This is a genomic window from Novosphingobium sp. (genome assembly GCF_032093395.1).
Classification (GTDB): Bacteria; Pseudomonadota; Alphaproteobacteria; order Sphingomonadales; family Sphingomonadaceae; genus Novosphingobium.
Genome location: NZ_DAMDBA010000084.1, coordinates 1 through 21,868 on the forward strand (window position 1 = coordinate 1; position 21,868 = coordinate 21,868).

Below are 21,868 nucleotides of genomic sequence, written 5' to 3' on the forward strand. Positions count from 1 at the left end.
GCCATGGCCTGTTCGATATCCGCGATGAGATCGTCCACGTCTTCAAGCCCGACCGCGAGGCGTACCCCGTGGCGGTCCTCTTCATCGCGCTTCTGTGGCGGCCAGGGCATGACGTCGCGATGCCGCGTCGGTTCGATCGGCACGACCAGGCTTTCGAAACCGCCCCAGGAATAGCCGATGGCAAAGAGCTTCAGCGCGTCGATGAAGCGGTTGCGGTCGGCCATGGTGCCGCCCTTGAACACGAAGCTGAACAGGCCGCAGCCCCCGGTGAAATCACGCGCCCACAAGTCGTGGCCCGGCGAACCCGGCAGCATCGGGCAGAGCACTTGCGCCACCTCTGGCCGGGCATCCAGCCAATGGGCGATCTTGAGCGCGGACTCGGCCTCCTGACGCAGGCGAACGCCAAGCGTCCGCAGGCCCCGAAGCGCAAGCGCCGCGTCGTCCGGCGAGACGACGATGCCGAGATCCTGCGAACGTCTGCGCAGTTTCTCGTAGAGTTCCCCGCGCGCGCTGGCGCTGCCCATCATCAGGTCGGAATGGCCGCCGACATGCTTGGTAAGTGCCATGACGGTAACGTCGACGCCCTTTTCCAGCCCCGCGAACCCGAGGGGGCTGGCCCAGGTGTTGTCGAGCACCGAGACGGCGCCCTTGTCGCGCGCGATGCGCGCCAGCTGGGGGACGTCGCAGACTTCCATCGACAGGCTGCCCGGGGCCTCGATCAGCACGGCGCGCGTACGGTCGCAGAACAGGGCTTCGTAGCCGGCGATGTCGAGCGGATCGTAGAAGCGCGTCTCGATGCCGAAATCGGCAAGCATTCCCGTGCCCATCGAGCGTGTGGGGTCATAGGCATTGTCGGTGATGAGCACGACGTCGCCCGGACGCAGCAGGGTCAGCATGACCCCGGCGATGGCGGCGACACCCGAAGGATAGATCACGGTTCCCTCGGCGCCGGGCTCGATCTTGGTCAGGGCATCGCACAGTGCCCATTGCGTGGGGGCACCGCGACGGCCGTAGAAGAAACGGCCGTCCTCGTTGCGGCTTGGCGCTTGGGCAAGCGCGGCAGTGCTTTCGTGGAGATGGGTGCTGGCACGCCAGACCGGCGGATTGACGACCGCGCCGGTCCATTCCTTGCGACGGCCTCCGCCTACCAGCTTGGTGAAGGGGGCGAGATCGTCGAAATTGTCCAAATCGCTCAAAGTGCTCTCCGCTCTTGAGCGTGCAGCCCTAACGCGCCGCGGTGCAGCGGTCGAGAGGCAAGACGCGCGCGAAGTTCGATCCGGCCCTTTCGTTCAGGCGAGACGGCGGATCGGCGGCTCGGGAACCTGTCCCATATCGCGCGCCGCTTCCACTGCGCGCGCAGCGATCGTCGCATGGTCGCGTGGGCCGGTGTCGAGGCGGAGCGGGCCAAGGGCAGGCCTATCGCCGGGAATTCCGAGCGTGAAGACGCGACGCTCGACATGCCCTTCTTCGTCCACCAGACAAAGGCGGACGAGCGGTACGAAAAGGCTTGCTTGGCCCTGGCGCATCACGCGGATGGCGTTCAGCGGCAACTGCAATTCGCCCTTGAATTCCCGCGTTTCGCCCGGAGCGAGCGCCTCCAGCGAGTGTCGCAGCGGCAGCGTCGCGGGATCGGGAGCAAGCTGCTCGCCTTGCGACAGGGATGCGTGGGCGGAAATCATGTCACCCCGCACTTGCCACGATTGTGCGCTTCCGCCGTCCGGGGCGGTGAGCGCGAGGCGATATTGGAGGGTTGCATAGACGAGCGAGAGCCGCATGCTCACCGGCTCGAAATGGACTGCGACGATGCCGGGTCGCGATGGCGCGGGGACGGGTTCCCGCGCCGGTGGCGGTACGGGCTGCGGCAGCGGCCGGGATTGCGGATCCGGCTGCCTTGGCGGTTGTACGCGGGGAACGGGCGTGACGGCCGGGGTCGGATCGAGCGCGGCGATCGCAGCCGAGGCGGCGGCCGAGGTGGAGGGGGTGGCCGGTTCCTCGGCGATTTCGTCTTCGGGCTCGGCCTCCGGCTCCAGGCCTGCCTCCTCCCAGGCCGTGGCGGGTGCGCGACGGCGACGCAGCAGCGCGAAGGTACCGATGCCGGTCGCAACGAGCGCCGCGGGAATCACCAGCCACCACTCCGGCCAATGAGGCTCGTTGGCAGGCTGGATTGCGGTATCCGGCGTGGCTGACGGAATGGGGGAGGGGACGGCGCTTTCGCGCGCGGCGGGCGGCGTCGGGTCGAGCGACGGCAGGGGCGATGCCGTTGGCGAAGGCGCGGAAGTTGCCGTCTCGACGGTCGGGGTCTGCGACGGGCGGGTGGGGGCGGCGGACTGAGCCGCAGCAGGCGCGGTCGTCTGCGGGTTGGGACGTTCGCTCGCGCGCGGGACAGGCGGGGGCGGCGCGACGATGGTGGGAACCGGCGTAGCGCGAGACGTGGGCGCGCTGGAGGGTGTTGCGGCAGGCGTGGCAGCAGGCACGTCAGGCGCCGTTTCCCGCGGGGTTACCGTCGGGTTCTGCGGATCGACCGGGCCTTGCGGGCGAGACGCGCTCTGGCCCTCCTGTTGGCCGGGCGGAAGGCTCCAGGTCGCTTGCGCAAAGGCCGTGCCTGGCCCTGCCAGCAAGCCGGCGACAAGTGCTGCACGCGAAAGAAATGTTGTCGCAGATTTATTCACAATGCCCCGCATCCAGCACCCAGTTTTCGACCATGTCCAAATGGACCGCCCGCTGAACCCGGCGTTAATGCAAATGGCCAGCGCGGTAGGGCGTGAGCGATCATAGCCGAATGTGCCCCCTTGGGGCAATCTCGCCCGACCCGCTTTCCGGCGCGTTCAAGAATGGGCCGCACCGGGTTGAAGCCGAGGCTCGCGCCACCTATCAAGGCGGCATGACTGATACTTCCATGACTCCGCTGCATCTCGGCCAGAACAGCGCGCTGCCGACGTCTCCCGAAGACGCCGTGCTGGATTATGTGCCCAATCCGCGCCAGGGCAGCCTTTATCTCGTGCGCTTTGCCGCTCCGGAATTCACGTCGCTTTGCCCGGTAACCGGGCAGCCGGATTTCGCGCACCTCGTGATCGACTACGCGCCGGGCGAAACCATCGTCGAATCCAAGAGCCTCAAGCTCTTCCTGGGATCGTTCCGCAATCACAACGGCTTTCACGAGGATGTGACGGTAGGCATCGGCCAGCGCCTGTTCGACGAAATGAAGCCGCGCTGGCTGCGCATCGGTGGTTACTGGTACCCGCGCGGCGGCATTCCCATCGACGTGTTCTGGCAATCCGGCGCTGCCCCCGAAGGGCTCTGGGTGCCCGATCAGGGCGTCCAGGGATACCGAGGCCGCGGCTGAGCATCCTGAGCATAAAGCGGAGGCGCCGGTTCATGCCGGCGCCTCCATGCCCCCGGACTTTCCTTCGAGTATCGCGACGCACGAGGCGCGCTTTCTCGAAGTCCGTGCCGGGATACGTGACCGATTATCTTGCCGCGAATTGCACGCCGTTCACCCGTCTCAGATCGACGGTGCCCTTGCCGAGCGAGGCAAGCTGGCTGTTTGAAAGGCACTGCGCGAAGACGGTCGGTGCCTCGGCTTTCATGGCGGCATCGGTAGCCAGCGCGTCGTCGAGCCTCGCCGTGCACGCGGCTCGGGATTCGAAGGTTTGCACAGGGGTGGACAGCCTTTCGCAGGCCGATCCGTCGTCGCTGCAACCGAACAGGGCGAGGGCGATGAGAGTGGCGCTCATTCTTCTCTCCTTTCAGAAGCGATAACGGCCACCTCGTCGAAAATATCCCGCAAGATACGGCAAAGAGTCGATTTCCCGACTGGAACCCTCAGGCTTCCCAGGCGTAGAACTGCCCCATGGACCAGACCAAAGCCAAGCTCATCATCCGCCCTGCCACTGTCGCCGATGCTCCGGCCATCGCCCGGCTGTCGGTAAAGGTCTACGGCAAGGTAGATGCGTTCACGCGCGCCGAAATTCGCGGCCAGGTGATCAACTTCCCCGAAGGACAGTTCGTCGCCGAATACGATGGCAAGGTCGTCGGCCACTGCGCCACGATGATCGTGACGGCCGCCGAGGCCTTTCGTCCGCACACCTGGGAGGAGATCAGCAACGGCGGCTACGGCCGTCCGCCTTCGAACGACGGCGACGTGCTCTACGGTTTCGAAGTCTGCGTGGATCCGGACTACCGGCGCCTGCGCATCGGGCAGCGGCTCTATCGCAAGCGCAAGGACGTCTGCCAGTATTTCGAGCTGAAGGGGATCGCTTTCGCCGGTCGCATGCCGGGCTACTCCCGGCGCAAGCGGCAATATCCGAACCCGGCGGATTATCTCCAGGCCGTGCGCGACAAGAAAGTGCGCGACCAGGTGATCCAGTTCCAGATGAACGAGGGCTACGAGCCGCGCGAAATCCTGCCCGACTACATTCCGAACGACAAGGAAAGCGGCGGCAACGCCGTGCTCATGTATTGGACCAATCCGCTCGCGCCCCGCGACACGGGCAAGGCGGTGCCGGGCTTCAAGGAGCGCGTCCCTTCCACCGTGCGCGTCGCCACCGTACAGTTCATGATGCGCAAGATCGAGACGATCGACCAGTTCGAGGAGCAGGTGGAATACTGGATCGACGTGGCGGCCGATTACGAGAGCGACTTCGTGATCTTCCCCGAATTGTTCACGCTGGAACTGCTCTCGATCGAGGAGACCAAGCTGGAACCTGCCGCCGCGATCGAAAAGGTGGCGGACTATACCGAGCGGTTCGTCGAGTTCATGCAGCGCATGGCGGTGAGCTACAATATCAACATCATCGGCGGATCGCACCCGACCCGCATGAAATTGGGCCAAGGCAAGAGCGAGATCCGCAACATCGCCTATACTTTCCTGCGCGACGGGGCGGTGCACGAAACACAGAAGCTTCATCCCACCCCGTCCGAGCGCAAGTGGTGGAACATCAAGGGCGGCTACGGCGCCAACGTGATCCCTACCGACTGTGGGCCGATCGGCGTGATGATCTGCTATGACAGCGAGTTCCCCGAACTCTCGCGCCATCTGGTCAACCAGGGTGCGCTGATGCTGTTCGTACCGTTCTGCACCGATGAGCGGCGCGGTTTCCTGCGGGTGCGCTACTGTTGCCAGGCCCGCGCGGTGGAGAACCAGTGCTATGTCGTCACCTCGGGCGTGGTCGGGAACCTGCCCAACGTCGAGAACATGGACGTCCACTATGCCGAGAGTGCGATCCTCACGCCTTCGGACTTCCCCTTCGCGCGCGACGGCGTGGCGGCCGACACCGCGCCGAACACGGAGACGATCGCCATTGCCGATCTCAGCCTCGACGCGCTGCTGACCGCGCGTCAGTCGGGCGCGGTGCAGAACCTCAAGGACCGGCGCTTCGATCTCTACCGGGTGGAATGGACGCAGCAGTAAAGGGCGTTGGGGGCGGAGGGGGCGGTACGCTCCCCCAATCGCGACGTCATCCTGAACTTGCTTCAGGATCCATCGCGCGGCTCGAACGTCCGTATGATCGGCTGAAACAAGTTCAGGATGACGAGTGGATTGTTGAAACGCCGTGTGAGGGTCAGCCGCCTTGCGGGCGGCCGGGTTATTTTCTGTCCCCGACCCGCCGCCTCGCCTCAGCCACCCGTCGGCGTGTCTCGGCGATCAGCTCATTGAGGCTGTGCACCTGCTTCACGCCGTAGCGCTCGCCGGTGATGTCCACATTGCCCTTGCGCCAGAAGCCGGGCGGGCAGAGCAGCACGACTTTTCCGGAGCGGGCATGGAGGCCGAGTTCGAGGAGGCTGACGGGACTTTGCGATCCCGGTGCGAGATAGAGGATCACCACATCGGCACTGTCGAGCGCGGCCAGTTCCCATTCGACCTGACGGCGGAATTCCGGTTCGTCGGCTTCCGGCTTCCAGGCCGGGTTCCAGTCCGGACGGCGGGGATTGAGCAACACCACGTCTTCATCTTGCAGCGCGTCGATCACCTGCCGTTGCCAGTCCGGCGCGGAACCCATGTCGATGCTGCCGCCAAGGAAGACGCGGGGAAGCTCGTGGCGGGCGGGCAGCGCTTCGGGCGAAGTGACGACTTGTGCTTCAGCCATGGCGGAGGCAGGCAGGACGGCGCCCAAGAGGGCGAGAACGGGAAGGGCGTGCTTCATCGCCTGCCTCTAGCGATCCGCCGCGGCCCCTCGCCAGCGAAATTTTGAGCTTCAGGTCGAAAGCCAGAGCGCGCCATAGCCGGGAAGGGCGGACCCGGTGGCACCGTTGACGGCCAGCAAGACTTCGCCCTCGCACCTGTCGAGAGCGATCGGTTCGGGCGAGAGGTTGAACAGGCAGAGCACGCGCTCCGACCCTTCCTCCCGCTCGAAGGACAGCAGCGATCCCTCGGCATTGCACCGGATCAGGGCGCCGTGGCGAAGGGCGGCGCTGGCCTTGCGCAGGGACAGTACCTCCCGCGTGAAGTGGAGCAGCGAGGTGGGATCGCTTTCCTGCACGGCCACGGCGCCGGCCAGATTTTCCGCCGAGAGCGGCAGCCACGGTTCGCTCGTGGTGAAGCCCCCTAGGGGAACGTTTTCCCAGGGCAGCGGCGTGCGGGCGCCGTCGCGAGAAAGCGTGAGCGGCCAGTTGGCGATGGCCTCTGGATCCTGCAGATGCTCGAACGCGATCTCGTCCTGCAAGAGGCCAAGCTCCTCGCCCTGATAAAGTATCACATTGCCGCGCAGGGCCATGAGCAGGGCCATCTTCACGCGGGCGAACGCGTCCCGATGCTCCGGGGCGGACCAGCGGGAGACGGCGCGGGGGGCATCGTGGTTTTCGAACGCCCAGCTTGGCCACCCGCCGGTCTCGTCCGCAGCGAGTTCCCAGCGGTGGAGCGTATCGGCCACGAATTGCGCGGTGAGGGCGGGGGCGTAGAGGAAGTCGAAGCCGTAGGCGCTGTTCAGGCGATCGTTCCCGGATGTGTAGGCGCGGCGGTCGATCTGAGGATGGTCTCCGCCGATCTCGGCAACGGTGTGGATCGCGTCGAACTGGTCGCAGAGCGTGCGCAGCCGTTCGATGAAGGGGATCATCCCCGGATGCGACTGGCTGTACGTCTTGAGCTGGAAGTCGAAGGGCCGGGTGCGGATGCGGCCGTCAGCCGGCGCGGGCGGGTTGTCGCGCAGCAGGGGGTCATGCATCGCATGGTTGAGCGCGTCGAGACGGAAGCCGTCCACCCCCCGCTCCAGCCAGAACCGCGCCGCGTCCAGCACCGCGTCCTGAACGGCGGGATTGTGCATGTTGAGCTGCGGCTGCTCCTTGAGGAAGGTGTGCATGTAGTATTGGCGGCGGCGGGCGTCCCAGGTCCAGGCCGGGCCGCCGAACACGGACTGCCAGTTGCACGGCGGGGTGCCGTCTTCCCTGGGATCATGCCAGACGTACCAGTCGGCCTTGCGGTTGCCGCGATCCGAGCGGCTTTCCCCGAACCAGGGGTGAAGGTCGGAAGTATGGGCATAGACCTGGTCGATGATGACCTTGAGGCCCAGTGCATGGGCATGGGCGACCAGCGCATCGAAATCGGCCATCGTCCCGAAGACGGGGTCCACGCCGCAGTAGTCGGCCACGTCATAGCCGAAATCGCGCATGGGAGAGGTGAAAAAGGGCGAAATCCAGATCGCATCCACCCCCAGGCGAGCGACATGGTGCAGGCGGCGGGTGATACCGGCAAGGTCGCCCACGCCGTCACCATTGCTGTCCTGAAAGCTGCGCGGATAGATCTGGTAGATCGCGGCGCCCTTCCACCATGGCACCGGGCCATGCGAGGCCGATGTCTGCGCCGTGGTAGAATCACGTTGGGCGGGGTCGGTTTCGATCAGGCTCATGCGCACCTTTCGCGGCGGTTCGGCGGGAACATTAGCACCACGGCAAAGGCTAGGCTCGAAATTTTTGCGGCACTGCACAATGTCCCTTGCCGCGGACCAGCGCTGTGCTAGCCATGATTGCATGGCCGGTGAACGGGAGCAGCCTCTCTGCCGGGCAGCAGGATCACGCTTTTGGAAAACCGGCGTTTTATGCGTCTGTTGTCCAAGGATCAGGAGTTAAGTCCATGGCGAGCGAACCCGTTTCCAGCAGCCCGGCGCCAATCCCTTCGGAACAGGCCCCCTCGGAGATGGACAAGCACATCGTGAGGGTGCTTCGCCAGCGCGTGGGCAAGGACGAGCGGGCCGCGAAGCAGCATGACTGGTACACGGCCTCGATCCTGGCCCTGCGGGACGAGATCATCGAGAAATGGATCGATTCCACCCGCCGCACTTACGATTCCAGCGGCAAGCGGGTCTACTATCTGTCGATGGAGTTCCTGATCGGCCGCCTGCTGCGCGACGCGCTTTCGAACATGGGCATGACCCGCGAGTTCGAGGCGGCCCTGAAGGCACATGGCCTTGACCTTGCGGCGCTGGAAGAGCTTGAGCCCGACGCGGCGCTCGGCAACGGGGGGCTCGGCCGACTGGCGGCCTGCTTCATGGAAAGTCTGGCGACGCTGGACATCCCGGCATACGGCTATGGCATTCGCTACGTGAACGGCATGTTCCGCCAGCGCATAGACGACGGCTGGCAGGTCGAGCTTCCGGAAACCTGGCTGGCGCACGGCAATCCGTGGGAGTTCGAGCGGCTCGAAAGCACTTATCGCATCGGCTTCGGCGGTGAAGTCGTGGCCGAGGGCGACGGCGTGTTCTGGCATCCGGCCGAGCAGGTCGAGGCGACCGCGATGGATACGCCCGTGGTCGGCTGGCGCGGCAAGCGGGTGAATACCTTGCGCCTCTGGACCTCCAGTCCGCTCGATCCGATCAAGCTCGATGCCTTCAATGCCGGTGACCACTTCGGCGCGCTGGCAGAGCAGGTACGGGCGGACAGCCTTGTGCGCGTGCTCTATCCCGCCGACTCCAGCCCCGCCGGGCAGGAGCTGCGGTTGCGGCAGGAATACTTCTTCACGGCCGCTTCGATCCAGGACATCGTGCGGCGCCACGTCCAGTACCTGGGTGATATCCGCAGCCTGCCGGATCAGGCGGCCATCCAGCTGAACGACACCCACCCTTCCGTGGCGGTGGCGGAACTGATGCGGCTCCTGGTCGACGAGAACGGGCTTGAGTTCAACGAGGCCTGGGACATCTGCCGCCGCACGGTATCCTACACCAACCACACGCTCCTGCCCGAGGCGCTGGAATCCTGGCCGCTGCCGCTGTTCGAGCGCTTGCTGCCGCGCCACATGCAGATCATCTACGCGATCAACAGCCGCGTGCTGCGAGAGGCACGCAAGGCCGGGTGCAGCGATGCCGAAATCGCCGCGATATCCCTCATCGACGAGAATGGCGAACGCCGCGTCCGCATGGCCAACCTGGCGTTCGTCGGTGCCCATTCGGTCAACGGCGTCGCGGCCCTTCATACCGACCTGATGAAGAAGACGGTCTTTGCCGACCTGCACAAGCTCTACCCGGACCGCATCAACAACAAGACCAACGGCGTCACCCCGCGCCGCTGGCTGCAACAGTGCAATCCCGACCTCACCCGTGTGATCCGCGAGGCCATCGGCGATGCCTTCCTGGACGATGCGGAAAAGCTAGCCGACCTCAATCCACTTGCCGGAGATAGCCAGTTCGGAGAGCAGGTGGCCGGGGTCAAGCGCGCCAACAAGGTCGCGCTTTCGGACTATATCAAAAAGACGATGGGGCTCCGCCTCGATCCCGACGCGCTGTTCGATGTCCAGATCAAGCGTATCCACGAATACAAGCGCCAGCTGCTCAACCTGATCGAGACGGTGGCGCTCTACGACCAGATCCGCAGCCATCCCGAGCGCGACTGGGTGCCGCGCGTCAAGATATTCGCAGGCAAGGCCGCGCCGAGCTATCACAACGCCAAGCTGGTCATCAAGCTGGCGAACGACATCGCCCGGCGCATCAATGCCGATCCTTCGGTGGGCGGGCTGCTCAAGGTTGTCTTCGTGCCGAACTACAATGTCAGCCTGGGCGAGCGGATATTCCCGGCGGCGGACCTGTCAGAGCAGATCTCCACGGCGGGTATGGAGGCATCCGGCACCGGCAACATGAAGTTCGCGCTCAACGGAGCGCTGACCATCGGTACGCTGGACGGCGCCAATGTCGAGATCAAGGATCATGTGGGCGACGACAATATCGTCATTTTTGGCCTCACGGCTGAGGAAGTCGCGGCGAAGCGGGCCAGCGGCTATAATCCGCGTGAGGTCATCGATGGCTCGCGCGAACTGAGCCAGGCGCTGACCGCCATTGCCTCGGGCGTTTTCTCTCCCGACGAGCCGGACCGCTACAAGGCGCTGATCGGCGGCATCTACGACCACGACTGGTTCATGTGCGCCGCCGATTTCGACAGTTACGCCGCCGCCCAGCGCTCGATCGACGCGCGCTGGGAAGACGTCGCGGGCTGGCGCGCGGCCACCATCAGGAACATCGCCAATGTCGGTTGGTTCTCCTCGGATCGGACGATCTCCGAGTATGCCAAAGACATCTGGAAAGTCCTGTGAAGCCACCCGAAAGCGCCATCGAAACTCTTCTCCAAGGCCTCAACGCCGACCCGTTTTCCCTTCTCGGGCTCCACGCCGGACCTGATGGAGCCTATGCCCGCGCGATCCTGCCGGGCGCCGAGACGGTGGAGGCATTCAGCCTCGACGGCCGCCGTCTGGGCACGCTGGGCAAAGTCGACGACCGCTTCCTGTTCGAAGGCAAGCTCATCGGAAAACCGCAGCCGATCCGCTATCGCTGCACGGCCGGCGACAATGACTGGCTGGTCACCGACCCCTACACTTTCGGGCCGGTGCTGGGGCCGGTGGACGATCTGCTGATCGCCCAAGGCACGCATTTCCGCCTGTTCGACAAGCTTGGCGCCCATATCATCCGGCATGAAGGCGCCAACGGCGTCCATTTCGCGGTCTGGGCGCCGAATGCTCGGCTGGTCAGCGTGGTCGGAGATTTCAACGACTGGGATCCGCGCCGCCACGTCATGCGCGATCGCAGCGATATCGGCGTCTGGGAAATCTTCATCCCCGATATCGCCGACTACCGCGCCTACAAGTATCACATCATCGGCGCCGACGGCATGGTACAGCCGCTGAAGGCGGACCCATTCGCCTTCATGTCGGAAATCCGTCCCGCCACCGCCTCGATGACGGCCCATCCGGCCAAGCTCGACTGGGGCGACGAGGCGCATCGTGCGCATTGGGCCAAAGTCGATCCCCGGAAGGTTCCCGTCTCGATCTACGAGGTGCATGCCGGCTCGTGGCAGCGCGACCGCTTCAACTGGTTCCTCAACTGGGACGACCTGGCGGACCGCCTGATTCCCTACGTGGTCGAAATGGGCTTCACCCATATCGAATTCCTGCCGATCAGCGAGCATCCCTACGATCCATCGTGGGGCTACCAGACGACCGGGCTCTACGCGCCCAGTTCGCGGTTCGGGGAACCTGCCGGCTTCGCCCGCTTCGTGGACGGTGCACACCGGGCCGGCATCGGCGTGATTCTGGATTGGGTGCCCGCCCATTTCCCCACCGACGATCACGGCCTCGTCCGTTTCGACGGCACCGCGCTCTACGAGCATCAGGATCCGCGCCTCGGCTTCCAGCCGGACTGGAACACGCTGATCTACAATTTCGGCCGGCGCGAGGTGCAGAGCTTTCTCGTCAACAATGCGCTGTTCTGGGCGGATCGCTATCACGTGGATGCCTTGCGCGTCGATGCCGTCGCCTCGATGCTCTACCGTGACTATTCGCGCAAGGAAGGGGAGTGGATCCCCAATGCACAGGGTGGACGCGAAAACTGGGAAGCGGTGGACTTCCTGCGCGCCACCAACCGCGCGCTCTATGGGCAGCATCCCGGCGTGTTCACCATCGCCGAGGAATCCACCGCCTGGCCGGGCGTAACCCAGCCCGCCTATGACGTGGAGGACGGCGGCCAGCCTACCTCGCTGGGCTTCGGCTTCAAGTGGAACATGGGCTTCATGCACGACACGCTGCGCTACATGGCGCGCGATCCGGTGCACCGGCGCTATCATCACAACGACATCACCTTCGGCCTGATGTACGCCTTTTCCGAGAATTACGTCCTGCCGCTCAGCCATGACGAAGTGGTCCACGGCAAGGGGTCGCTGCTCAACAAGATGAGCGGCGACGATTGGCAGAAATTCGCGAACTTGCGCGCCTATTACGGCATAATGTGGGGCTATCCCGGCAAGAAGCTGCTGTTCATGGGGCAGGAATTCGCCCAGCGCCGGGAATGGAGCGAGGAGCGCGCGCTCGACTGGGACTTGCGCGATGCGCCTGCTCATGAAGGCGTCCGCAACCTGGTGAAGGATCTCAACCGCATCTATCGCGAAAAGCCCGCGCTCCACGGCGGCGACTGCGACGGGAACGGCTTCGAATGGCTGGTGGTGGACGACGCCGCCAATTCCGTCTTCGCATGGTTGCGCAGGGCGGAGGGTGCAAGGCCCGTGGCGGTGATCTCCAACATGACCCCCGCCATCCACACGGGTTATAGACTGCCGCTGCCGTGTAACGGCAAGTGGAACGAAATCCTGAACAGCGATTCTCCGCATTACGGAGGAACCGGCAAGGGCAATCTGGGTCAAGTGACGGTTTCGGACGGTCAAGCCACCGTGACGCTGCCGCCCCTGGCGACGATCATGCTGGAATATGCAGGCTGAGACGGCGATACGAAGGAGAGAGAGTGCAATGAGGACGCCGACCGGATCGCCACTTGCGCGCGATGCCATGGCCTATGTGCTTGCCGGCGGACGCGGCAGCCGTCTGGCTGAACTGACCGACAATCGCGCCAAGCCCGCGGTCTATTTCGGCGGCATGAGCCGCATCATCGACTTCGCGCTTTCGAACGCGATCAACTCGGGCATCCGTCGCATCGGCGTCGCCACGCAATACAAGGCGCATAGCCTGATCCGGCACATGAACCGCGCCTGGAACTTCATGCGACCCGAACGCAACGAAAGCTTCGACATCCTGCCGGCCAGCCAGCGCATTTCCGAACTCCTCTGGTACGAGGGCACGGCCGACGCGGTATTTCAGAACATCGACATCATCGCCTCTTACACGCCGAAATACATGGTCATCCTGGCGGGCGATCACATCTACAAGATGGACTACGAGTTGATGCTGCAACAGCACGTCAATTCGGGCGCGGATGTGACCGTGGGGTGCCTGGTGGTACCGCGCAAGGATGCGACGGCATTCGGCGTGATGCACGTGGACGAGAACGACGTGATCACCTCGTTCCTGGAAAAGCCGAAAAACCCGCCTTCGATCCCCGGAGATCCGGACCATGCGCTGGCATCGATGGGTATCTATGTCTTCGACACCGAGTTCCTGTTCGAGCAGCTTCGTCGCGATGCCGCCGATCCGGATTCCAAGCGCGATTTCGGTGGGGACATCATCCCCTACATCGTCAAGCACGGGAAGGCGCAGGCCCACCGCTTCACCAATTCCTGCATCCGCGCTGCCGAGGAAATCGAGGAATACTGGCGCGACGTCGGCACGGTGGACGCCTATTTCGAAGCCAATCTGGACCTTACCGACACCGTACCAAAGCTCGACATGTACGATCGCGATTGGCCGATCTGGACCGATACGGTCGTCGCTGCCCCTGCCAAGTTCGTCCATGACGAAGAAGGGCGGCGCGGGCAGGCGATCTCCTCGCTGATCAGCCAGGACTGCATCGTCTCCGGCTCGCTGGCGCGGCGATCGTTGCTGTTCACGGGCGTGAAGATGGGCAGCTTTTCGGAAGTCAACGAGGCGGTGATCCTGCCTTATTGCAACATCGGGCGCCATGCCCGGCTGTCGCGGGTGGTGATCGATTCCGGCGTGCGCATCCCGGAAGGGCTGGTGGTTGGCGAGGATCCCGAACTCGACGGTCGCCGCTTCCGCCGCACGGACAACGGCGTGTGCCTGATCACCAAGCCGATGATCGACCGCCTGGGCCTGTGATCGCCTGACGTGATCCGCCTGAAAAGGGAATATCGTTGAAAGTCCTTTCCGTAGCTTCCGAAGCCGTGCCGCTGGTCAAGACCGGCGGGCTTGCCGATGTCGTGGGCGCGCTGCCCGCCGCGCTTGCGGGGCATGGCGTGGAGATGACCACGCTCTTGCCGGGTTATCCCTCGGTGCTGAAGGCGCTGGGCCGCGCGAGGGCGGTGCATGCGTGGGATTCGCTTATGGGCGTTCCGGCCAGGCTGTTGACAGGCAAGCTCGACGGCTATCCGCTGCTCGTACTCGATGCCCCGGCACTCTATGCGCGCGATGGAGCACCCTATGCCGATGCGGCCGGGCAGGACTGGGCGGATAACTGGCAGCGCTTCTCCGCACTAGGCCGTGCCGCCGCCGATCTGGCAGGAGGTGCGATGGCCAGCCGGGGCAAAGCGCTACGGTTCGACCTCGTCCATGCGCATGACTGGCAGGCGGCGATGGCCTCCGCCTACCTCCGCTTCGCGCCCCTCGGCGGCGAAGCCGGGCGGGTGCCGTCGATCGTCACCATTCACAACATGGCGTTTCAGGGCTGGTTCGGTGCCGAGGTTTTCCCACGCCTGGGCCTCCCGGCAGAGGCGTGGTCGATCGACGGCGTCGAGTATCACGGCGGCATCGGCATGTTGAAAGCCGGTCTGGCCTGCGCCGATGCGGTGACCACGGTCAGCCCCACTTACGCGCGCGAAATCCGCAGCACCGCCTTCGGCATGGGGTTGGAAGGCCTGATCGTGGCACGAGGCCGTGCGGTTTCCGGCATTCTCAACGGCATAGATGCCGCGACCTGGAACGCCGCGAAGGATCCCGCGCTCCCTGTTCGCTACGATGCACGCAAGCTGGATCGTCGTGCGGCGAACAAGCGCGCTCTGGAAGCCGAATTCGGGCTGGACGTCGATGACGGTCCGCTGTTCATCGTCGTCACCCGATTGACCTGGCAAAAGGGAATGGACGTCCTGCTGGACGTGCTCGACCATCTGGTCGGCCTCGGCGGAAGGCTGGCTCTGCTGGGATCGGGCGACGCGGCGATGGAACAGTCGTTTCGAGAGGCAGCCGCGCGCCATCCGGGCCGGATCGCCGTGCACATCGGCTATGACGAGGCACTGTCCCATCGCATGCAAGGCGGCGGCGACGCCATTCTCGTGCCTTCACGCTTCGAGCCCTGCGGCCTGACCCAGCTCTACGGCCTTGCCTATGGCTGCGTTCCCGTGGTGGCACGGACGGGCGGACTGGCGGATACGGTGATCGACGCGAATCCTGCGGCGCTGGCAGCGGGCGTCGCCACCGGCGTTCAGTTCGACGGTGTGCACTACGATGCCCTGTCGGCAGCGCTGACCCGCACCGTCGATCTTTACGATCGTCCGCAGCAATGGCTGGCCGTTCAGAAGAACGCGATGAAATGCGACTTTTCGTGGAAGGCCAGCGGTCAGGCCTATGCCGATCTCTATTGCGCCCTGAGAGCATGACACGCCTGGGCATTTCGATCGGGGTGGGACAAACCCGTTTCGTCGTGCGCAGCCCCCTGGCGGAAAAAGTCTGGCTTTGCCTGTTTTCGGAAACCGGTGAAGAGCGCCATGCCATGACGCGGGATGGGCCGAACTGGTTTCTGGAACTGTCCGGCGACCGAACCGGCACGCGCTATGGTTATCGCGCGAAGGGTGCCTGGGCACCGGAGCGGGGGCTCTGGTTCGATGAGACCAAGTTGCTCGTCGATCCTTACGCGACCGAACTGGACAGTCGTTTCGTTCAGAATCCCCGACTTGGCCATTTCGGCGTGGACACGGCCGATATCGTACCAAAGGCCGTGGTTTCCGCAACGGCGAACCCGGTGGCGCTGCAGCCGCCCCACTTTACGCCGGGCGGGCTGATCTATGAGGTCAACGTGCGTGCGTACACGTGGCTTCACCCGGAAGTGCCCACGCCCTTGCGGGGTACCGTGGCCGCTCTTGCCCATCCGGCCGTGGTGGCGCATCTGAGGAAGCTGCGCGTAACAGCGGTGGAACTGATGCCGGTCGTCGCCTGGATCGACGAACGGCACCTGCCGCCGCTCGGGCTTGTCAACGCCTGGGGGTACAACCCGATTGCCATGATGGCGCTCGATCCCGGCCTTTGCCCCGGCGGCATCGCAGAACTGCGCGAAACGGTGGCAACGCTTCATGCCAGTGGCATCGGCGTACTGCTCGACCTGGTGTTCAATCACACCGGCGAAAGCGACGTGGAGGGTGGCGTGGTTTCACTTCGGGGGTTGGACAACGCAGCCTATTCCCATGCACCCGACGGCAGGCTCATTAACGATACCGGTTGCGGCAACACGATTGATTTCGCGAACCCTGCGGCCCGTGCCTTGGCGCTTGATGCCATGCGTCATTTCGTGGTCAGTTGCGGCATCGACGGCTTTCGGTTCGATCTCGCCCCGGTTCTGGCGCGTGGACCGGGTTTCGATCCGCAGGCCCCGATCTTCGGAGAGATCGCGGCAGATGCGATCCTTTCTACGCGCGTGATGATAGCCGAGCCTTGGGACATCGGTCCTGGGGGCTACCAGCTCGGCAATTTTCCAAACCGCTGGTTCGAATGGAACGATCGTTTCCGTGACGATCTGCGCCAGTTCTGGCGAGGCCACCAGAGTATCGGCATTTTGGCCACGCGACTGGCGGGATCCAGCGACGTATTCGGCACTACGGATGACGAAGCGTGGTGCCGATCCATCAACTTTATTGCCTCGCACGACGGCTTCACGCTGGCCGATACCGTTTCGTATGAACAGCGGCATAATTGGGCGAACGGTGAACAGAATCGTGACGGCCATGGAGAGAACTTCAGCTGGAACAATGGCACCGAAGGCCAGACGGATAATCCTACGATAACTGCTGCCCGCCGCGCCGACCTCAAGGCGCTGCTGGGTTCGCTTTTCGCATCCACAGGAACGATCATGCTGACCGCCGGGGATGAGTTCGGACGTACACAGCAGGGCAACAACAACGCGTATTGTCAGGACAATGCTATCGGCTGGGTGGATTGGACGAACCGGGATCGTGAGCTTGAAGATCATGTTGCCGAACTGGCGGCGATGCGGGCGTCCGATCCGGCAAAATTTGCGCGCCTCCATTCCGACCTGCGATGGCTGAATGCTCAGGGCGCTGAAATGACTGTCCCGGACTGGGAGGCGCCCGATGCGAGTCGATTGTCTTGGCAGACAGGTGGCAGGTATTTCACGATCGATCGCGGGCGCCGAAGCGTTGAGATCGTGGCGGCTCTTGAAGAAGGCTGGAAATGACCGCCTGAAGGCGTTCACCGGCCTTGTTCCACGTCAGTTGCGAAGCCCTAATGCGGCCTCGCCTTGTCAGTTCCCGCTGCAGTTCCGAATCCTCGAGAACGGCTTCGATCGCCTTTCGGAATGCGCCAGGATCGTAGGGGTCGACGAGCAGGGCAGCGTCTCCACATACTTCCGGCATGGCTCCCGCATGCGTGGTGACGACCGGAGTTCCACAATGCATCGCCTCGACCGGGGGCAGCCCGAAGCCCTCGGTGAGCGAGGGAAAGACGAAAACGGCAGCCCCTTCGTAAAGGGCGCGTAGTTCAGCGTCGGAAACGAAGCCGGCAAATATGGTCCCTTCGGGTGGTTGCCATCCTTTCTCTCGATAGGCGCTTGCATTGGGCCCGCCTGCCACCACCAACCGACATGCTCCGGCAAGCGGCTCTCGGAGTGCTTCGAACACCCGATGCAGGTTCTTGTAGCGCTTGGCCGTTCCGATAGCGAGAACGTAGCTTCCCCGATCCAGCTCAAGACGCTTCAGAATTTCGCCGCAGGCCTTGGCTTGAAGCAGATGATCCGTACCATTGTGCACGACGTCTATCTTGTCAGGATCGGCAATGGCATGTGCTGCCAGGGTGCGCCGAGCGAACTCGGAGACCGTAAGTATGCGCCGCGCACGCCGTCCGATCCATGGCAGCATGCGCCGATAAGCGATCGCTTGTCGACCCGAATAGTCGTCGGGATAAAGGAAGGTCTGGGCATCATGGATCATGACCAGGCTGTTCTGGTGAAGCAGCGGTGCGAGATTGCAGAAGTTGACGAGCAGGTTCCCCGAGGCATGTCTGGGTAGGGTTACCATCTCCCATCCCTGACCGGTTCCCAGCAGCCCCTTCACGCGCTTGGGAGCGAGATTTGGAAACCCATCGATGGATTTCGAATGAAGCGGCGCCAACAGACGTACAGGGTGTTCATTTGCCATCCTGCTGATCAATTGATCGCTATAGTGTGCGGCTGTGCGATGAACGCCGTTGAGCGGGGCGCTCAAGAATTTGCCGTTGATATCGATGCCGGCCACCGGTTCAGAGACCCTGCTGCCGTTCGCCTTGCCCCTGCTTCAGGCACTTGGCTTGGCATTCCATGATAAGCGTTCCGATGTCCGCATTCATCGCTTGATATCTCCTAAACATTTTTCAGCCGGAAAATGCGTCCAGGCTGAAGACGCGCCAGCGGGCGCCGAGAAAAAGCACCACCAGCGCCAGTACGGCTGAAGCGGAGAAGTAAATCGCCAATGTCGTACCGACGGAGCTGGTAATGGTAGCAACATCACTGTGCTTTACGGCGAAAAGGGCCAGTCCGAAAATCAGGCTGAGCAGACATGCCAATATGAAATTCCTCATTGCTTCGCCCACGCGAACGCCGCCTTTCCATCGGATCAGGTGGAAGGCCCAGAGTGTGCTCAGAAAAACGACCCCCGCCTGAGACCAGGCCAGCACTTCGATGCCAAATGGGGCGGCAGCAGCAATGGCCGCGATCGATGCGATGGCCGTGATGAAATTATAAGCCATCACCCACGATGTGCGGTCGAGCGCGGCGAAGACAGGTTCGACCAGTATCTGACCGACGCCTGCCAAGCCGCGCAACCCCATGGCATAAGTGACGACCAGGGCTGCGAGATAAGAGGGTTGGAACAAGGCCGAGACTACTGCTTCACCGAAGACTATGATGACTGCACCAACCATTCCCGTGAGCAGGGCGATCGTGCCGGAGAGACGCGCAAGCACAGGCGCAAGATCTTGTTCTTGACGCGCAGCGCTTCCGAACTGGGTTGAGGCGAAATTGCTCATGGGCTGGCTGAGGATGTCCGTTGCGCCCGTCGCGACTCTGTTCCCGAACCGATAGAGACCTACGTCGGCGGTCGAGTGGAACAGCCCGAGAAGGACGTCGCCGGAATAGCGTGACAGGAAAGCGAGAAAGCGCGAGCCATAGAGATTGCTGGAGAAAACCGCAGCCTTTCGCGCCATGGCAACGTCGAACCCACGATTGGGCCAAGTCCGCCCTCCCAGCATGAATAGCGCTGCTCCAAACGCTATCCGAGCATAGCGCGCCGCTACGAGCGCATAGAGAGAATGCCAGTACCACACCAGCAATGCGCCGCTAACGAGCGCCACGAAATTTTCGAGGAAGACGAAGCGGAAGTTGCGAGCCGCTTCACGGCGTCTCAGCAGTGTCGCGGATGACCAGGCGACGAGCGCTGCCGCCGGTTGGGCAAGTGCCAACAGCACAAGCACAAGACCGAGATCAGGCGTCGAAAACAGCCATTGCAATGGATAGGCCGCCGCAGCCAGGACTAGGGATGCGATGCCAACCAGGAGCACGATCAACCAGAATCCCGTCGATACGATTTTATCCTCGTCACCCTTTGCGGCAAGGATGAACTGGAAAACGCCGGTATAAGTAAGCGTCTGTACTAGTATCACGAAGACATTTGCGAGAGTGAATACGCCGAATTCAGCGGGTATCAGAAAGCGAGCCGCCAGTAGCGTCATGATCAGGGTTGCGGCCTGTTCCAAGGCGCGGGCAGTGAATGCGAACAGCGCCAACCCTCCGCGCTGTCGGAATTGCCGCAAGCCTCCGTTACTCATGGCTGCGGTATTCATCGAGCGGCCGAAGAAATGCTATTGTAAAAAGCAAAGTGTTCGAGCGCGATCCGGGCCGGAGTTCCACGATCGTTTTCTGCTTCACGAGGTTTTAATCTCAGTGCAGCCGGCATCTGGCAATGCGTGACTCTCCGAGCGCGCATCAGGACATCGGCAATGAACATGAAAAACAAGGTTCGTGAACTCCGCCGATATATGACGAACACGACATTATCTGTGCTCGTCTACCCAGATCGGCTGACTTTAACACCGTCCGTGACCTTACCTGGCGAAGATGCCGCCGAGTTGGCAGAGTCTTCCGGCAATCTTTCCTCTGCGAGTACGCCTGAACGGTTCCAGCCTGGCTGGAACCTTCGAATTGCGCTCCACAAATTGGGCAGAGCTGCAAATATGTACCGAAATTTTGTCAACAAACGAAATGTCCGGAATCGATATGTTTCATAATTTCAAAGGTAGTTTTGTTGCGATAAGGGTTTTTACTTAAGTGACAATATCGCCAATTTGAACAGGACAACTATTAAACAATCCAAATTGGAATATTCTCATGTTGCAGGCGCGAAGAGGCTGCTGGTAGGTCCTCGTTAACGAAGGACTAAGGGGGCTGACTGGCCCGACAGGGGAAGGCATGGGGAACATTCAAGCATCGAGGCTTTCGAGGCGTGTCGGCTTTTCGCCAGCGACCAGTTTATCGGAGTTCAATCCCGAATTGAATGTGGTCCGCCCAGGCGTGCCAAGGATCATCACTACGGGTGAAGCCATTGCCTGGCGCATGTTCGATCTTGTGGCTGCTGTATTGATACTTTGTTTCATGATGCCATTTCTCACGCTGCTTGCCTTGGCGACGTTCATAAGCGATCCAGGGCCGATTTTCTATTCACACCGCCGGATTGGCCATCGTGGGCGATACTTTCACTGTCTGAAGTTCCGAACCATGCGGGTGGATGGGGATACTATTCTTGAAGCCCATCTTCGGGCTTCTCCCGCCGCGAGGCGCGAATGGGAGGCAACGCACAAATTGCGAGACGATCCGCGCGTAACCCCGTTGGGCAGCCTCATGCGTAAACTCAGTCTGGACGAATTTCCGCAACTGTTGAACGTGCTGTCAGGTGAAATGAGCCTGGTCGGACCAAGGCCAATCGTCGAACAAGAGGTCCATAAGTATGGCTACTACTTCGAGCACTACTGCCGCGTCCGTCCCGGCCTGACAGGCATCTGGCAGACCAGCGGCCGAAGCGATACGTCCTACCATCAGCGGGTTACGATGGACGTCGCTTACGTGAGGCGGAAAAGTCTGGGCCTGGACCTGTGGTTACTGGCGAAGACGCTTCCTGCCGTCCTACTGGCAAAGGGATCCTATTAGGGCATTTTTCTAATCAGATGGAATCATCCGATGATTTGGAAAATACGAAAAACATAAGCTTAAAGCAGTTGTTTCGATGCAATCGGATCAACTGCTTTAAAGATGCAACCAGACTTGATAGGCCTTGCCCAGGATGCACCAGCAGATAAAACTTCCGGCACTTCCCAATGCCCAGCCGGCAAGCGAAATTTTCCCGCGGAGGCTTTCGTTTGCGCCAGCTTCACATGCTCGCTCCTCGATCATGCGACCTCTCCCAATTGCTTTGTCAATTTGAGATGTTCTGTCGGCAGAATATGTCTGGACCGGATTTCGACAAGCGATAACTGCTCGAAAATGTATCATTGCTGAAAAGGGAGCGGACGAAGCCGTCGCGACTTATACCACGCCGAGGACGGGCTCACCTGTTCGATAGTCGACGATAGCGGCGGCATTGTTCTGGAGGGTGATCAGATTCTGCGCCGCAATCCGCGCCGGCGCAGGCTTGCCGAACTGGTAGCCTTGGGCAAAGTCGCAACTCCACTTGCGCAAGGTGGCGGCTTCGGTGATTTCCTCGATGCCTTCGGCCACCACGTCGATATCCAGCTTGTGGCAGAGGTCGA

17 protein-coding genes are annotated in these 21,868 nt (G+C 62.5%); 8 read left to right on the forward strand and 9 right to left on the reverse strand.

The window, feature by feature from the left end; genetic code table 11:
- Nucleotides 1–1,196 (reverse strand): cystathionine beta-lyase (gene metC / locus RT424_RS20390; protein ID WP_313441981.1); only part of this gene is annotated, 1,196 nt, incomplete at its 3' end.
- Between the two features lie 93 nt (nt 1,197–1,289).
- A complete protein-coding gene (locus tag RT424_RS20395) occupies nt 1,290–2,618 on the reverse strand; it encodes a hypothetical protein (RefSeq protein WP_313441983.1) in 1,329 nt (442 codons plus the stop codon).
- A 263-nt stretch (nt 2,619–2,881) separates the two neighbouring features.
- Here RT424_RS20395 and queF point away from each other — a divergent pair, with 263 nt between their 5' ends.
- Nucleotides 2,882–3,343, forward strand: a complete 462-nt coding sequence (queF, locus tag RT424_RS20400) for a preQ(1) synthase (protein ID WP_313441985.1) — start codon at nt 2,882–2,884, stop codon at nt 3,341–3,343.
- A 124-nt stretch (nt 3,344–3,467) separates the two neighbouring features.
- On the opposite strand, the gene RT424_RS20405 is transcribed toward queF, so the two are convergent.
- On the reverse strand, nt 3,468–3,734 hold the full coding sequence (locus RT424_RS20405) for a hypothetical protein (protein ID WP_313441987.1): 267 nt from the start codon (nt 3,732–3,734) through the stop codon (nt 3,468–3,470).
- A gap of 116 nt (nt 3,735–3,850) precedes the next feature.
- On the opposite strand from RT424_RS20405, the gene RT424_RS20410 reads away from it, so the two are divergent.
- The gene (locus tag RT424_RS20410; RefSeq protein WP_313441989.1) at nt 3,851–5,410 is read left to right on the forward strand and encodes a GNAT family N-acetyltransferase; all 1,560 of its coding nucleotides are present in this window, start codon (nt 3,851–3,853) and stop codon (nt 5,408–5,410) included.
- 175 nt (nt 5,411–5,585) lie between these two features.
- Here RT424_RS20410 and RT424_RS20415 read toward each other — a convergent pair whose 3' ends face one another.
- Nucleotides 5,586–6,086 (reverse strand): nucleoside 2-deoxyribosyltransferase domain-containing protein, encoded by a 501-nt coding sequence (locus tag RT424_RS20415; RefSeq protein ID WP_313441991.1) that lies wholly within the window; start codon nt 6,084–6,086, stop codon nt 5,586–5,588.
- A gap of 108 nt (nt 6,087–6,194) precedes the next feature.
- The gene (locus RT424_RS20420) at nt 6,195–7,841 is read right to left on the reverse strand and encodes an alpha glucosidase (RefSeq protein WP_313441992.1); all 1,647 of its coding nucleotides are present in this window, start codon (nt 7,839–7,841) and stop codon (nt 6,195–6,197) included.
- A gap of 224 nt (nt 7,842–8,065) precedes the next feature.
- On the opposite strand from RT424_RS20420, the gene RT424_RS20425 reads away from it, so the two are divergent.
- The 5 genes from RT424_RS20425 to glgX are packed head-to-tail and all read left to right on the forward strand — an operon-like array spanning nt 8,066 to nt 17,273.
- A complete protein-coding gene (locus RT424_RS20425; RefSeq protein WP_313441994.1) occupies nt 8,066–10,510 on the forward strand; it encodes a glycogen/starch/alpha-glucan phosphorylase in 2,445 nt (814 codons plus the stop codon).
- The gene (glgB, locus tag RT424_RS20430) at nt 10,507–12,681 is read left to right on the forward strand and encodes a 1,4-alpha-glucan branching protein GlgB (RefSeq protein WP_313441996.1); all 2,175 of its coding nucleotides are present in this window, start codon (nt 10,507–10,509) and stop codon (nt 12,679–12,681) included. The genes RT424_RS20425 and glgB overlap by 4 nt, the downstream gene beginning before the upstream one ends.
- Before the next feature lie 28 nt (nt 12,682–12,709).
- Complete coding sequence (glgC, locus tag RT424_RS20435; protein ID WP_313441998.1) at nt 12,710–13,972, forward strand: glucose-1-phosphate adenylyltransferase; 1,263 nt, start codon at nt 12,710–12,712, stop codon at nt 13,970–13,972.
- A gap of 29 nt (nt 13,973–14,001) precedes the next feature.
- On the forward strand, nt 14,002–15,465 hold the full coding sequence (gene glgA / locus RT424_RS20440; protein ID WP_313442009.1) for a glycogen synthase GlgA: 1,464 nt from the start codon (nt 14,002–14,004) through the stop codon (nt 15,463–15,465).
- On the forward strand, nt 15,462–17,273 hold the full coding sequence (gene glgX, locus RT424_RS20445; RefSeq protein WP_313442011.1) for a glycogen debranching protein GlgX: 1,812 nt from the start codon (nt 15,462–15,464) through the stop codon (nt 17,271–17,273). The genes glgA and glgX overlap by 4 nt, the downstream gene beginning before the upstream one ends.
- Here the strand turns inward: glgX and RT424_RS20450 are convergent.
- A complete protein-coding gene (locus tag RT424_RS20450; protein WP_313442000.1) occupies nt 17,209–18,327 on the reverse strand; it encodes a glycosyltransferase family 1 protein in 1,119 nt (372 codons plus the stop codon). The two genes, glgX and RT424_RS20450, sit on opposite strands and share 65 nt — an antisense overlap.
- Nucleotides 18,328–18,442: 115 nt before the next feature.
- On the reverse strand, nt 18,443–19,909 hold the full coding sequence (locus RT424_RS20455; protein WP_313442001.1) for an oligosaccharide flippase family protein: 1,467 nt from the start codon (nt 19,907–19,909) through the stop codon (nt 18,443–18,445).
- Between the two features lie 625 nt (nt 19,910–20,534).
- On the opposite strand from RT424_RS20455, the gene RT424_RS20460 reads away from it, so the two are divergent.
- Nucleotides 20,535–21,269: a sugar transferase gene (locus tag RT424_RS20460; RefSeq protein WP_313442003.1), complete on the forward strand. Its 735-nt coding sequence runs from the start codon at nt 20,535–20,537 to the stop codon at nt 21,267–21,269.
- Nucleotides 21,270–21,328: 59 nt separating this feature from the next.
- On the opposite strand, the gene RT424_RS20465 is transcribed toward RT424_RS20460, so the two are convergent.
- Both RT424_RS20465 and RT424_RS20470 read right to left on the reverse strand, forming a co-directional pair.
- Nucleotides 21,329–21,493, reverse strand: a complete 165-nt coding sequence (locus RT424_RS20465) for a hypothetical protein (RefSeq protein ID WP_313442005.1) — start codon at nt 21,491–21,493, stop codon at nt 21,329–21,331.
- 151 nt (nt 21,494–21,644) lie between these two features.
- A partial coding sequence (locus RT424_RS20470; RefSeq protein ID WP_313442007.1) for an EAL domain-containing protein occupies nt 21,645–21,868 on the reverse strand: 224 nt, incomplete at its 5' end.

Coding starts and splice junctions, on each gene's coding strand:
- queF (WP_313441985.1), top strand. CDS start 2,882: ATGACTGATACTTCCATGACTCCGCTGCATCTCGGCCAGAACAGCGCG.
- RT424_RS20425 (WP_313441994.1), top strand. CDS start 8,066: ATGGCGAGCGAACCCGTTTCCAGCAGCCCGGCGCCAATCCCTTCGGAA.
- RT424_RS20455 (WP_313442001.1), bottom strand. CDS start 19,909: ATGAATACCGCAGCCATGAGTAACGGAGGCTTGCGGCAATTCCGACAG.
- RT424_RS20420 (WP_313441992.1), bottom strand. CDS start 7,841: ATGAGCCTGATCGAAACCGACCCCGCCCAACGTGATTCTACCACGGCG.
- RT424_RS20405 (WP_313441987.1), bottom strand. CDS start 3,734: ATGAGCGCCACTCTCATCGCCCTCGCCCTGTTCGGTTGCAGCGACGAC.
- RT424_RS20410 (WP_313441989.1), top strand. CDS start 3,851: ATGGACCAGACCAAAGCCAAGCTCATCATCCGCCCTGCCACTGTCGCC.
- glgC (WP_313441998.1), top strand. CDS start 12,710: ATGAGGACGCCGACCGGATCGCCACTTGCGCGCGATGCCATGGCCTAT.
- RT424_RS20415 (WP_313441991.1), bottom strand. CDS start 6,086: ATGGCTGAAGCACAAGTCGTCACTTCGCCCGAAGCGCTGCCCGCCCGC.
- RT424_RS20460 (WP_313442003.1), top strand. CDS start 20,535: ATGGGGAACATTCAAGCATCGAGGCTTTCGAGGCGTGTCGGCTTTTCG.
- glgX (WP_313442011.1), top strand. CDS start 15,462: ATGACACGCCTGGGCATTTCGATCGGGGTGGGACAAACCCGTTTCGTC.